The sequence below is a fragment of the Microbacterium sp. LMI12-1-1.1 genome (genome assembly GCF_040676455.1).
Lineage (GTDB): Bacteria > Actinomycetota > Actinomycetes > Actinomycetales > Microbacteriaceae > Microbacterium.
Map to the genome: position 1 here is coordinate 198,015 of NZ_JBEGIA010000016.1, position 12,961 is coordinate 210,975.

Annotated in this window: 10 protein-coding genes; all 10 read right to left on the reverse strand. The window is 71.1% G+C overall.

Annotation, left to right across the window (positions count from 1 at the left end; all coding sequences use genetic code 11):
- Positions 1 to 56: 56 nt before the first annotated feature.
- Entirely contained in the window at positions 57 to 455 is a 399-nt protein-coding gene (locus MRBLMI12_RS19015; protein ID WP_363357790.1) for a hypothetical protein, read from the reverse strand.
- A gap of 216 nt (positions 456 to 671) precedes the next feature.
- On the reverse strand, positions 672 to 1,622 hold the full coding sequence (locus MRBLMI12_RS19020) for an endonuclease domain-containing protein (RefSeq protein WP_363357791.1): 951 nt from the start codon (positions 1,620 to 1,622) through the stop codon (positions 672 to 674).
- A 213-nt stretch (positions 1,623 to 1,835) separates the two neighbouring features.
- Positions 1,836 to 2,930 (reverse strand): peptide chain release factor 1, encoded by a 1,095-nt coding sequence (gene prfA / locus MRBLMI12_RS19025; protein ID WP_363357792.1) that lies wholly within the window; start codon positions 2,928 to 2,930, stop codon positions 1,836 to 1,838.
- Positions 2,931 to 2,936: 6 nt separating this feature from the next.
- Complete coding sequence (gene rho, locus MRBLMI12_RS19030) at positions 2,937 to 5,180, reverse strand: transcription termination factor Rho (RefSeq protein WP_363357793.1); 2,244 nt, start codon at positions 5,178 to 5,180, stop codon at positions 2,937 to 2,939.
- Positions 5,181 to 5,382: 202 nt separating this feature from the next.
- Positions 5,383 to 6,348, reverse strand: coding sequence for a homoserine kinase (gene thrB, locus MRBLMI12_RS19035; protein WP_349426927.1), 966 nt, complete (start codon positions 6,346 to 6,348; stop codon positions 5,383 to 5,385).
- Positions 6,345 to 7,463: a threonine synthase gene (thrC, locus tag MRBLMI12_RS19040; RefSeq protein ID WP_363357794.1), complete on the reverse strand. Its 1,119-nt coding sequence runs from the start codon at positions 7,461 to 7,463 to the stop codon at positions 6,345 to 6,347. The genes thrB and thrC overlap by 4 nt, the downstream gene beginning before the upstream one ends.
- Positions 7,464 to 7,482: 19 nt before the next feature.
- A complete protein-coding gene (locus MRBLMI12_RS19045) occupies positions 7,483 to 8,796 on the reverse strand; it encodes a homoserine dehydrogenase (protein ID WP_363357795.1) in 1,314 nt (437 codons plus the stop codon).
- Complete coding sequence (lysA, locus tag MRBLMI12_RS19050) at positions 8,793 to 10,283, reverse strand: diaminopimelate decarboxylase (protein WP_363357796.1); 1,491 nt, start codon at positions 10,281 to 10,283, stop codon at positions 8,793 to 8,795. The genes MRBLMI12_RS19045 and lysA overlap by 4 nt, the downstream gene beginning before the upstream one ends.
- A 166-nt stretch (positions 10,284 to 10,449) precedes the next feature.
- Positions 10,450 to 11,274, reverse strand: a complete 825-nt coding sequence (locus MRBLMI12_RS19055) for a DUF2993 domain-containing protein (protein WP_363357797.1) — start codon at positions 11,272 to 11,274, stop codon at positions 10,450 to 10,452.
- Positions 11,275 to 11,276: 2 nt separating this feature from the next.
- Entirely contained in the window at positions 11,277 to 12,944 is a 1,668-nt protein-coding gene (gene argS, locus MRBLMI12_RS19060) for an arginine--tRNA ligase (RefSeq protein ID WP_363357798.1), read from the reverse strand.
- Positions 12,945 to 12,961: the final 17 nt, after the last annotated feature.

Genomic DNA, 12,961 nt, shown 5'->3' on the forward strand with positions numbered 1-12,961 from the left:
CAGCCTGGCGCCCCAGGAGTCCGTGGCGGATCGGGAGGAATCCCTATCTTCCGTCGTCAGCTGCGGCGCTCCTGCACCTTGTTCTTGATGAACAGGGGCGGCAGCAGCCACGTGGCGAGCGCCGTCACGAGCCAGACGATGAGGGTGCCGATGATCCATGCCACCGGACCGTCGATCCCGATGCCGGCCGCCGGGATGAGCACCGCGATCAGGAGTGCGACGAACGTCGAGAGCAGGCCGATGCCGCCGATGAGCGCGTTGGCGTGCCGGCGCGTGATCTTGAACAGCCACGGCGCCAGGATGCTCTGGAGCACTGCGAAGATCACGACGGCCAGCAGGATCCCCCACCAGTCGTCCCAGTGCAGCGAGAACCCGGGGAGGATCAGGTCGGCCGCGATGAGGCCGAGTGCCGCCGAGACGAGGAAGATCAGGGCGCGGATGAGGAACGTGAGCACGCTCGAAGCCTAGTGGCGCGGCATCCCTCCCCCGCGGCATCCTTCCCGTCCGCGCGTGTTCACTCCGCGTGCCGTCCCCTCGGCGTGCCGTCCCCCCGGCGTGCCGTCCCCCGCGGCATGAGTTCACTTGCGCTGAACGTACGCCAGGGGCCCGTTTCTGCGTACATTCAGCGCAAGTGAACTGGGGCGTGTGCCGGCGGTAAGGGCGCGCATGCGTCAGGAGCGGGAACGGAGAGCGCCGCGGACCCGCACGACCAGTTCTCCGGGATGCTCGAACACGTCTGCCCTGGTGACACGGATCACTCGCCACCCGAGCTCCGCCAGTCGGTCGTGCTTCTGGATGTCCCGGGCCCACTGCGCAGCGTCCACGCGGTGGTGATCGCCCTCGTACTCGATGGCGATCTTCAGTGCGATGTATGCAAGGTCCACGCAGCCGACGAAGACGCCCCGCTCGTCGTAGACGTCGTGGTCGAGCGTAGGCTCCGGCAGTCCCGCGTCGACGAGGGTGAGCCGGGTCCACGTCTCGGGGCGCGACGCCGCACCGGGGCGCGTGCGGCGCACCGCCTCCTCGAGTTCGCGGATGCCGATCCGCCGACCCCGCCCGAGCTCGACGACGAGGTCGGCGACCGTCGAGTGCGCCGCTCTGAGCACGCGGCCTTGCGGGCCGGGTATGCGAGGTGTTCGGATGACCGCGTCGGCGATCGCAGTGAGGTCGTACGGGTGCTTCACGGTCGCGCCGAGCTGTGCCCATGTCGATGCGGGAGAGGTGATCGCGAAGCCTTCGGCGTGCGGCGTCGTCGTCACCTGCGGGCCGGCGAGCTGGTGGCCTCGCACGCCACGGCCGGAGGGCGCTCGATGCGGCGCGATCACCGACACGTCGATGCGGTCCGCCACTGCGGGCATGGGCAGGTCCCACAGCAGCGCCGCCGTCGCATGCGAGAAGAACTCGTGCGGATGCATGTGCGCGGTGAACTGCCGCGCGGCGCGACGATGCGCGTCGCGTGCGACCTCGAGCGGATGCCCGCCCTCCTGATCGCGGTCGTCTTCGGGGTGCGCCCGCAGTCCGGTGAACGGGCGGTCGAGCGTGTCGGCGTCCACCGCTCGCCGCGGCATTCCTGCACGGAGGGCATCCCCGACCCGAAAGGCCGGACCGTCGATCGCAGGCATCTGTGAACTCTCCCACGTTGGGCCGGCGCATCCGTTGAGTTATCCCCAGGCGGTGCGGCCGCGCACCCCCGGCGCCCTTCCGAGTCAGTTTCACTTGCGCTGAACGTACACCGATCCGCCGTTTTCGCGTACGTTCAGCGCAAGTGAACAGGGTTGAACGGGCGCGGGCGACGCGGGCGACGGGGGCGCGGGCGGCGCAGCGGGGGCGGGGGGTCAGGCGTCGCCGCCGAGGGCGGCGAGGCGCGCCTCCTCGTCGGCGGTGATCGCCGATTCGATGATCGGCTCGAGCGCACCGTCCATCACCTGGTCGAGGTTGTAGGCCTTGTACCCGGTGCGGTGGTCGGCGATGCGGTTCTCGGGGAAGTTGTACGTGCGGATGCGCTCGGACCGGTCCATGCCGCGGATCTGCGACCTGCGGGCGTCGGATGCCGCCGCCTCGAGCTCTTCCTGCTGCTTGGCGAGCAGGCGCGCACGCAGCACGCGCATGCCGGCCTCGCGGTTCTGCAGCTGCGACTTCTCGTTCTGCATCGACACGACGATCCCCGTCGGCACGTGGGTGATGCGCACCGCCGAGTCGGTCGTGTTGACCGACTGGCCGCCCGGACCCGACGAGCGGAAGACGTCGATCTTCAGGTCGTTCTGGTCGATGTGGATCTCTTCGGGCTCGTCGACCTCGGGGAACACCAGCACCCCGGTCGTCGAGGTGTGGATGCGCCCCTGCGACTCGGTCGCCGGCACCCGCTGCACGCGATGCACGCCGCCCTCGTACTTGAGGTGCGCCCAGACGCCCTGCGCGGGGTCGGACGAGGACCCCTTGATCGCGACCTGGACGTCCTTGTACCCGCCCAGATCGGACTCGTTGCGCTCGAGGAGCTCGGTCTTCCAGCCCTTGGACGCCGCGTACTGCAGGTACATGCGCAGCAGATCGGCGGCGAACAGCGCCGACTCGGCACCGCCCTCGCCCTGCTTGATCTCCATGATCACGTCACGCGCGTCGTCCGGGTCCCGCGGGATCAGCAGCCTGCGCAGCCGCTCCTGCGCCTCGCCGAGCCGCGCCTCGAGCGCGGGCACCTCCTCGGCGAACGCCTCGTCCTCACGCGCGAGCTCGCGGGCGGCATCCAGATCATCGGATGCCGCCAGCCAGTCCTCGTTCGCCTTCACGATGCGCGACAGCTCGGCGTAGCGCCGGTTGACCCGCTTCGCGCGCGCCGCATCGGCGTGCACCGCGGGGTCGGAGAGCTCCTCCTGCACCGCGCGGTGCTCGTCGATCAGCGCCCGGACGGAATCGAACATCGCGGGCTCGACCATCGGGGATCAGCGGATGCTGTTGTCGTCCGCGTGGCTGCGTCCGCCGCTGTGGCCGGTGGTGGGAGCCGGGATCGACTTCTGCATCTGCACGAGGAACTCGACGTTCGACGACGTCTCCTTGAGCTTGCCGAGCACGACCTCGAGGGCCTGCTGCGGATCGAGACCCGCCAGCGCGCGACGCAGCTTCCAGGTGATCTTGACCTCGTCGGGCGAGAGCAGCATCTCCTCGCGGCGGGTGCTCGACGCGTTGACGTCGACCGCCGGGAAGATGCGCTTGTCGGCGAGCTGGCGCGACAGGCGCAGCTCGCTGTTGCCGGTGCCCTTGAACTCCTCGAAGATGACGTCGTCCATCTTGGAGCCGGTCTCGACGAGCGCGGTCGCGAGGATCGTGAGCGATCCGCCGTTCTCGATGTTGCGCGCGGCGCCGAAGAAGCGCTTGGGCGGGTACAGCGCCGAGGCGTCGACGCCACCGGTGAGCACACGGCCCGAGGTGGGCGCCGAGATGTTGTACGCACGGCCCAGACGCGTGATCGAGTCGAGCAGCACGACGACGTCGCGACCGAGCTCCACCAGGCGCTTGGCGCGCTCGATGGCGAGCTCGGCGACCGTGGTGTGGTCCTCGGCGGGACGGTCGAAGGTCGAGGCGATGACCTCGCCCTTCACGGTGCGCTGCATGTCGGTGACCTCTTCGGGCCGCTCGTCGACCAGCACCACCATGAGGTGGACCTCGGGGTTGTTGATCGAGATCGCGTTGGCGATCTGCTGCAGCACGATCGTCTTGCCGGCCTTGGGCGGCGCGACGATGAGGCCGCGCTGACCCTTGCCGATGGGCGCGACGAGGTCGATGATGCGCTGGGTCAGCTTCTCGGGCCCGGTCTCGAGGCGCAGGCGCTCCTGCGGGTACAGCGGCGTCAGCTTGCCGAACTCGACACGCGTCGCGGCGTCGTCGACCGAGAGGCCGTTGACGGCGTCGACCTTGACCAGCGCGTTGTACTTCTGGCGGCTGGACTGCTCGCCCTCGCGCGGCTGCTTGATGGCGCCGACGACCGCGTCGCCCTTGCGGAGGTTGTACTTCTTGACCTGTCCGAGCGAGACGTAGACGTCGCTCGGGCCGGGCAGGTAGCCGGACGTGCGGACGAACGCGTAGTTGTCGAGCACGTCGAGGATGCCGGCGATCGGGATGAGGACGTCGTCCTCGCCGATCTCGGTGTCGAACTCGTCACCGCTGCTGGCCTGCGTGCCGCGGCGCTTGTTGCGCTGGCGGCCACGGCCGTTGCCCTGCGACTGCTGGTCGTCCTCGGGCGTCTCTGCCTTGGCGGGCTCGGCCGCGGCGGGCTGCGCCTTCTGGTTCTGATCGCCCTGGGTGTTCTGCGCCTGCGCGCCCTGACCGCCCTGGGCGTTCTGGTTCTGGGCGTTCTGGTTGCGGTTGCGGCTGCGGCTGCGGCTGCGGCTGCGCCCACGAGACGGCGCCTCGCCGCCCTCGCCCTCGGCGGCCTGCTCGCCGTCACCCGACTCGGCGGGCGTCTCGGCGTCGGCCTCGGTCGCCTCTGCGGCGACGGATGCCGCCTCCGCGGCGTTCTCGCCGCCCTCGGCCGGCGCGGACTCGGCCGGCGCGGACTCGGCCGGCGCGGCTTCGGTCTGCGGGGCCTCTGCCGCGGCGGCGTCGGCCGGTGCGACGTCGGCAGCGGCCTCGGCCGGTGCCTCGACGGGCTCGGCCGGTGCGACGTCGGTGCTCTTGGCACGGCGCGGCGCGCGCTTGCGGGGGGCCTTCACCGGCGCTGCCGGGGCCTCTTCGGCGACGACTTCCTCGGCCACGGCCTCGGCAACGACCGCCTCGATGACGGCCTCCTCGGCGACGGCGTCGGCGGCAGCCGCCTCGGCGACCGCCTCTTCGGCGACGGCGTCGGCGATGAGCGCCTCGGCCACGGCCTCTTCGGCGACGGCTTCCGCGGCCTCCGCCGCAGCCTGATCGCCGGCATCCTCGGCGACGATCGCCTCGGCGACCGCCTCCTCGGCGACCTCTTCGGCGACGATGGCCTCGACGACGGCCTCATCGGCGACGGCGTCGGCCACGACGGCCTCGGTCACGGCCTCTTCGGCGATCTCTTCGGCGGCGACGGCCTCGATCACGGCTTCTTCAGCCACGGCGTCGGCCGGGGCTTCGATGGTCTCGGCGTTCTCGACACCCTCGGGCGCTTCCGCGCGCTCGTCGGCCGGAACGTCAGCATGGACCTCGGAGATGGACTCCACGAGTTCTCCCTTGTGAAAAACGAACGAATGTGCACGACTCGCACAGCACTGCGGGTAGCGTCTGCCCGTCTCGATCAGTTGTCACGCCTGTCGAAACTCCCGCCGACGGGGTGAGGGACCGCGAGGGTGCTCAGCGGACGTCGGCAGGTCAGAATGCCGTGCGGTGGTTTCGCAGATTTGCGACGGAGGCCAGATTCACGTATTACGTGGAACCCTCCGCGTACTCCCTCACTGTACCACCCTTGAAGTCGACGGCGAGCATGAGCGCCTCCCACGGGGTGTCGGTCACGGCGGCGGCCAGGGCCGCCGCTTCGAGGCGTCGACCGGGGCCGTCGGCGAGCACGAGCACGCTCGGACCCGCCCCCGACACGACCGCCGCGAAGCCTTCCGCACGGAGTGCCCGCACGAGACCGTCGGTCTCGGGCATCGCGCTCGCACGGTAGTTCTGGTGGAGCTTGTCCTCGGTGGCGGCCTGGAGCAGCTCGGGACTCTGCGTGAGCGCCGCGATCAGCAGCGCGGAGCGCGAGACGTTGAAGACGGCGTCCTCGCGGGGCACCTGCATGGGCTGCAGGCTGCGCGCGAGCTTGGTCGACATCGTGAACTCCGGCACGAAGACGAGCGGCGACACGCCCCGATGGACGAGCAGCTTCTTGTGCTGGGGTCCGCCGTCATCGACCCAGGCGATCGTGAGACCGCCGAACAGCGCGGGCGCCACGTTGTCGGGGTGGCCCTCCAGCTCCGTCGCCAGACGCAGCAGGGCATCCGGGCCTAGTTCCACGTCGCCCTCGAGCAGGCCCTTGGCGGCCAGCAGGCCCGACACCACCGCGGCACCCGACGAGCCGAGGCCGCGGCCGTGCGGGATGACGTTGCGGGCGACGAGGCGGAGCCCCGGCATCCGTCGTCCTGCGGATTCGAACGCGTACGCGATCGCCCGCACCACCAGGTGCGAGGCGTCGCGCGGCACGTCCGCGGCACCGGCCCCCTCGACCTCGATCTCGAGCTCGCCCTCGGGCAGCACCGTCACGTCGAGCTCGTCGTACAGGCTCAGCGCGAGGCCGAGCGTGTCGAAACCGGGCCCGAGGTTCGCGCTCGTCGCCGGAACCCGCACCACGACCCGGCGCCCGGGGAGGGCGCCGTGGCCGGATGCGGCCGCGACGGCTGCGCTCACGCGCGCGGTCCCTGAGCTTCGACAGCCTCGGCGGCAGCGGCGGCCGGCGCCAGTTCGAGGACCGATGCCACTTCCGACGTCGTCGCGTCGACCACGGTGGGCTGGACCTCCGAGCCGTCGGCGTTGCGCAGCGCCCAGTGCGGGTCCTTGAGGCCGTGGCCGGTGACCGTCAGCACGACGCGCGCGCCCTGCGGCACCACGCCGGCCTCGACGCGGTCGAGGAGTCCCGCGACGCTGATCGCCGACGCCGGCTCGACGAAGATCCCGACCTGGCCGGCGAGGAGCTTCTGCGCCGCGAGGATGCGGTCGTCGTCGATGGCGCCGAAGTAGCCGTCGGTCGCCGCGCGCGCCTCGAGGGCGAGGTCCCACGATGCGGGGTTGCCGATGCGGATCGCGCTGGCCACCGTCTCGGGGTTCTTCACGACCTCGCCGCGCACGAGCGGCGCGGAGCCCTCGGCCTGGAAGCCGAACATCCGCGGCACGCGGGTCGACACGTTCGCCGCGGCCTCCTCGGTGTAGCCGCGCGTGTAGGCGGTGTAGTTGCCCGCGTTGCCGACGGGGATGAGGTGGAAGTCCGGTGCGTCGCCCAGCTGCTCGACGATCTCGTACGCCGCCGTCTTCTGTCCGTCGATGCGGTCGGGGTTGACCGAGTTCACGAGGTGGACCGGGTAGTTGTCGGCGAGCTCGCGTGCGATCTCGAGGCAGTCGTCGAAGTTGCCGCGGATCTGGATGAGGCGGCCGTTGTGCGCGACGGCCTGGCTGAGCTTGCCCATCGCGATCTTGCCCTCGGGAACGAGGACCGCCGCCGTGATGCCGGCGTGCGCCGCGTAGGCCGCGGCCGAGGCCGACGTGTTGCCGGTCGACGCGCAGATCACGGCCTTGGCGCCGTGGTCGATCGCGCGCGACACGGCGACCGTCATCCCACGGTCCTTGAACGACCCGGTGGGGTTCATGCCCTCGAACTTCACCCACACGTCCGTGCCGGTGAGGCGCGACAGCGCCGGTGCGGGCAGCAGCGGGGTGCCGCCCTCTCCCAGCGTGACCACGGTCGAGGCATCCGTCACGCCCAGACGATCTGCGTACTCGCGGAGGACTCCGCGCCAAACATGTGCCATGTCAGTCTCCTTCAGACCCTCAGTTGCCTTCGACCCGCAGAACCGAGACGACGCGCTCCACGACGCCGCTGGCGGCCAGTCGGTCCACCGTCTCGCTCAGGTCCTGCTCCAACGCCTTGTGCGTGCCGATCACCAGTCGGGCGACGCCGCCCTCGTCGTCGCCCGATTCGACGACCGTCTGCTCGACGGTGGCGATCGAGACGCGCCCCTCGCTGAGGATGCCGGCGACAGTCGCGAGCACCCCCGGCTGGTCGTCGACCTCGAGCGTGATCTGGTAGCTCGTGGTGACACGGCCGACGGGGACGATGGGGAGGTTCGCCAGCGTCGACTCGCCGACGCCCACGCCGCCGGCGATGTGGCGCCGCGCCGCCGACACGACGTCGCCGAGCACGGCCGACGCGGTCTGCACGCCGCCGGCGCCGGCGCCGTAGAACATGAGGTTGCCCGCGGCCTCGGCCTGCACGAACACCGCGTTGTTGGCGCCGTGCACGCTGGCGAGCGGGTGGGCGCGGTCGATGAGCGCCGGGTACACCCGCACCGAGATGGACTCGCCGGACTCCTCGGTCAGGCGCTCGCACACCGCCAGCAGCTTGATGACGTAGCCGGCGTGGCGCGCGGCATCCATCATCGACGAGTCGATCGACGAGATCCCCTCGCGGTGCACCGCCTCGAGCGGCACCGTCGTGTGGAACGCCAGGCTCGCGAGGATCGCGGCCTTCTGCGCGGCGTCGTAGCCCTCGACGTCGGCCGTCGGGTCGGCCTCGGCGTATCCGAGCCGCTGCGCGTCGGCGAGCACCGCCGAGAACTCGGCGCCCTCGGTGTCCATGCGGTCGAGGATGTAGTTGGTCGTGCCGTTGACGATGCCCATGATGCGCTGCACGCGGTCGCCGGCGAGCGAGTCGCGCAGCGGCCGGATGATCGGGATCGCACCGGCCGCCGCGGCCTCGTAGTAGACCTCGGCGCCCACCTGGTCGGCCGCGTCGAAGATCTCGGGGCCGTGGGTCGCGAGCAGCGCCTTGTTGGCGGTCACGACGTCGGCGCCCGAGTTGATCGCGTGCAGGAGGTACGTGCGCGCCGGCTCGATGCCGCCCATGAGCTCGATGACGATGTCGGAGCCGACGATGAGCGAGTCCGCGTCGGTGGTGAAGAGCTCCGAGGGCAGCTCGACGTCGCGCTTGGCGTCGACGTCGCGCACCGCGATGCCGACCAGCTCCAGCCGTGCTCCCGCCCGGTCGGCGAGCTCGTCGGCGTGCTGGCGCAGCAGCGCCGCGACCTGCGAGCCGACGGCTCCGGCTCCCAGCAGTGCGACGCGGAGGCGGCGGTAGTCGGTCACTTCGACTCGCTTCGCTCGCTCAGTACGGGCATCCGTTGTTTCCCTTCCATCGGTGCGTCCGCGAGGGGACGCCCAGCTTCGAACACAGCCGTCTCGAGGCCGGCATCGCGGGCGAGCAGATCGTCGATCGTCTCGCCGCGCACGATGACGCGCGCCTCTCCCCCGCGCAGCGCCACGACGGGCGGGCGGGGGACGTAGTTGTAGTTGCTCGCGAGCGAGAAGCAGTAGGCGCCGGTCGCGGGCACGGCGAGCAGATCGCCAGGCGACACATCGCCCGGGAGGTACTCGGCGTCGACCACGATGTCGCCCGACTCGCAGTGCTTTCCGACGACCCGCGCGAGCGCCGGCTCGGCGTCGCTCGTGCGCGACGCGATCCGCGCCGAGAACTGTGCGCCGTACAGGGCGGGGCGGGCGTTGTCGCTCATGCCGCCGTCCACGCTGACGTACAGCCGCGTGTCGCCGCTCTCGAGCGCGACCGGCTTGGTCGTGCCGACCTCGTAGAGCGTCACGCCCGCGCGGCCGACGATCGCACGACCGGGCTCGAAGGCGAGGTGGGGAACCGGGATGCCGCGCACCTCGCACTGCCGCGCGACGGCCTCGGCGATGCCGAGCGCGAGCGCCTCGATCGGCGTCGGATCGTCGACCGACGTGTAGGCGATGCCGAAGCCGCCGCCGAGGTTGAGCACCGGCAGCTCGCCGCCCTCCCGCAGCTCGGCGTGGAGCTCGACGATGCGCGCGGCGGACTCCTCGAACCCGGCGGTGCCGAAGATCTGCGAGCCGATGTGGCAGTGCAGACCCACGAACTCAAGGCCCGGCAGTTCTCGGATGCGCGCCACGGCGGCCGGGGCATCCGTCAGCGTGAAGCCGAACTTCTGGTCTTCGTGGGCCGTCGCGAGGAAGTCATGGGTCTCGGCGTGCACGCCGCTGTTGACCCGCAGCAGCACCGCCTGTGAGACCCCGCGGCGCTCGACGATCGCCGCGAGACGCTCGATCTCGATGAGGCTGTCGATGACGATGGACCCGACGCCCGCCTCGACGGCGCGCTCGAGCTCGGGCACGGACTTGTTGTTGCCGTGGAAGCCGAGGCGCGCCGGATCGGCACCCGCCGCGAGGGCGACCGCCAGCTCGCCGCCGGTGCAGACGTCGACCGCGAGCCCCTCCTCGGTCACCCAGCGCACCACCTCGGTGGTCAGCAGCGCCTTGCCGGCGTAGTACACGCGGGCCTGCACGCCGTGCAGCGCCGCCGCCGCGCGGAAGGCGTCGAGCGTGCGCCGTGCCGTGGCGCGCACCTCGTCCTCGTCGACGACGTAGAGCGGCGTTCCGAACCGGTCGCGCAATGCCGTCGCCGGGATGCCGCCGAGCTCGAGGACGCCCTCCTCGTCGCGCGTCGCCGCGGTCGGCCAGACCGCCGGGGCGAGAGCGTTCGCGTCGGCGGGGCGTTCCAGCCATGCGGGAGCGACGGAACGGGTATGCGGGTCGGCGGACACGGTGGACCAATCGGTGGGAGCTTCGACGCGTGGCCGTCCGGGGATGGTGGTACGGCGTTGCCGGCCGGAGGGGTCACGCTCTGGCGGTGACACGGGTCTCCGGCGGTGCTAGAAGTCTAGGGCACTCGGCTCCCGGCCCCCGTGCCGTGTGACGCCCCGCGGCGTCTCAGGCGCACGTGCCGTTCTGCTGAAGGGCGGGATCCGTGGCGATCGAGCCGTCGACGTCGAAATCGGCGACCAGGAGGTCGCCGTCCACCTCGACGCCGCTGAGCGTGACACCCGCCGGCAGATACTGCGCGATGCAGATGTTCCAGTCGCGCAGCACGGCATCGGCGAGTCCGCCGAACTGGTCGCGCAGCGCGTCGGCGGTGACCTCTGAGTCGCCGAGCTGGAAGGACGCGGGCGAGAGGACGATCTGCCCCTCCGCCGCCGAGGGCGTCAGCGCCACCCCGATGGGGATGGCGACGCCGAACAGCTGCAGATCCAGCGACATCGTGACGTTCGGGGCCGCCAGGCCGACGGTGTCGGAGGGGAAGCCCTCGACCGTCGCCAGCAGCGTCTGCAGCTGGGCCTCGTCGAACGAGACCGTGGCGGTCGCACCGCTCATCTCGCCGGTGGCACGCACCGCCACATCGTGTGCGGTGACCGTGACGTCGCCGGTGACGCCGCCGAAGGTGACGTCGTCGGACGCGATCGTGAGGTCGTCGATGCTGCCGCCGATGAGCTGCGGGATCACGGCGCCGGCGACCTCGACGTCGATCTGCTGATCGGCCGGCAGCGCCAGCTGCGTGCGCACCTGGTCGCGCACCACACCGGTCACGATCTGACGCGCGATCGCGTCAGCCGCGAACCACGCGGCGACGGCGAGCACCGCGACGATCGCGAACGCCACGATCCACGGCCACACGCGGCGCCGCGGAGCCGGCGCCGGCGCGGCGGGCACCATGTCGTCGGGAAGGGGCTCGGTCGCCTGCGTGTCGCCGTGGGCCATGTCTACATCCGTTCCGGCGCCGTCACGCCCAGCAGATCGAGTCCGTTGCGCAGCACCTGTCCCGTGGCGTCGTTGAGCCACAGGCGGGTGCGGTGAACCGGCTCGACGGGCTCGTCGCCCAGCGGGATGACGCGGCAGTTGTCGTACCAGCGGTGGTAGAGCCCGGCGAGCTCCTCGAGATAGCGGGCGACGCGGTGCGGCTCGCGCACCTCGGCGGCGAACCCGACGATGCGCGGGAACTCCTGCAGCGCGCCGAGAAGCGCCGACTCGGTCTCATGCGTGAGCAGCTCCGGCGCGAACTCGGAGCGGTCGACCCCGGATGCCCCGGCGTTTCGCCCGACGTTGTGCGTACGCGCATGCGCGTACTGCACGTAGAAGACGGGGTTGTCGTTCGTGCGCTTGCGGAGGATCTCGGGGTCGAGCGTCAGCGGCGAATCGGCGGGATAGCGCGCGAGCGAGTACCGCAGGGCATCGGTGCCGATCCAGTCGCGCAGGTCGTCGAGCTCGATGATGTTGCCCGCGCGCTTGGACAGCCGTGCGCCGTTGACCGACACGAGCTGGCCGATGAGCACCTCGATGTCCTTGTCGGGATCGTCACCCGCCGCGCCGGCGAGCGCCTTCAGGCGGTGGACGTAGCCGTGGTGGTCGGCACCGAGCAGGTAGATCTTGTGCGCGAAGCCGCGGTCGCCCTTGTTGAGGTAGTACGCGGCGTCGGCGGCGAAGTAGGTGTACTCGCCGTTGGATCGGCGGATGACGCGGTCCTTGTCGTCGCCGAAGTCGGTGGTGCGCACCCAGACGGCGCCCTCGTCGTCGAAGACGTGGCCCTGCTCGCGCAGGCGGTCGACCGCCTCGTCGACGAGACTGGGCTCGCCGTTCGATCCCTTCGCGTGGAGCGTCCGCTCGCTGAAGAACACGTCGAAGTGGACGTTGAACTTCTCGAGCGAGGCCTGCAGGTCGCCGAGCTGGAGTTCGTACGCGCGGTCCCGCGCGACGGCGAGCTGCTCGTCGGCCGGCAGCGACAGCAGGTCGGGCACGGCGGAGAGGACGCGCTGTGCGAGGTCGTCGATGTACGAACCCGGGTAGCCGTCGTCGGGGGTCGGCTCGCCCTTCGCGGCTGCCAGGACGGAACGGCCGAACCGGTCCATCTGGGCGCCCGCGTCGTTCACGTAGAACTCGCGTACGAGCGTCGCGCCGCTGGCCAGCAGCAGACGCGCCATCGAGTCGCCGAGCGCGGCCCAGCGGGTGTGGCCGATGTGCATCGGACCGGTCGGGTTGGCGCTGACGAACTCGAGATTGATCGTGTTGCCCCGCTGCGACTCGTTCGTGCCGAAGGCGGCGCCGGCATCGACGATGGTCTTCGCGAGCGCGCCCGCAGCGGCGGCATCCAGCCGGATGTTGATGAAGCCGGGACCGGCGACCTCGACGCCCGCGACGCCGTCGACCTCGGCGAGCCCGGCGGCGATGTCGGCCGCGAACTCGCGCGGGTTCGCGCCGACGACCTTCGCCAGCTTGAGCGCCGCGTTGGACGCCCAGTCGCCGTGGTCGCGGTTCTTGGGCCGCTCGAGCGGCAGATCCGCGGGAGTCAGCCCCTCGGCCGCACCGGGTCGTCGTGCCTCGGCGAGCGGGGCGACGACGGCGAGCAGGGCGGCGGAGAGGGCTTCGGGATTCATAACCGCCCCAGTCTAAT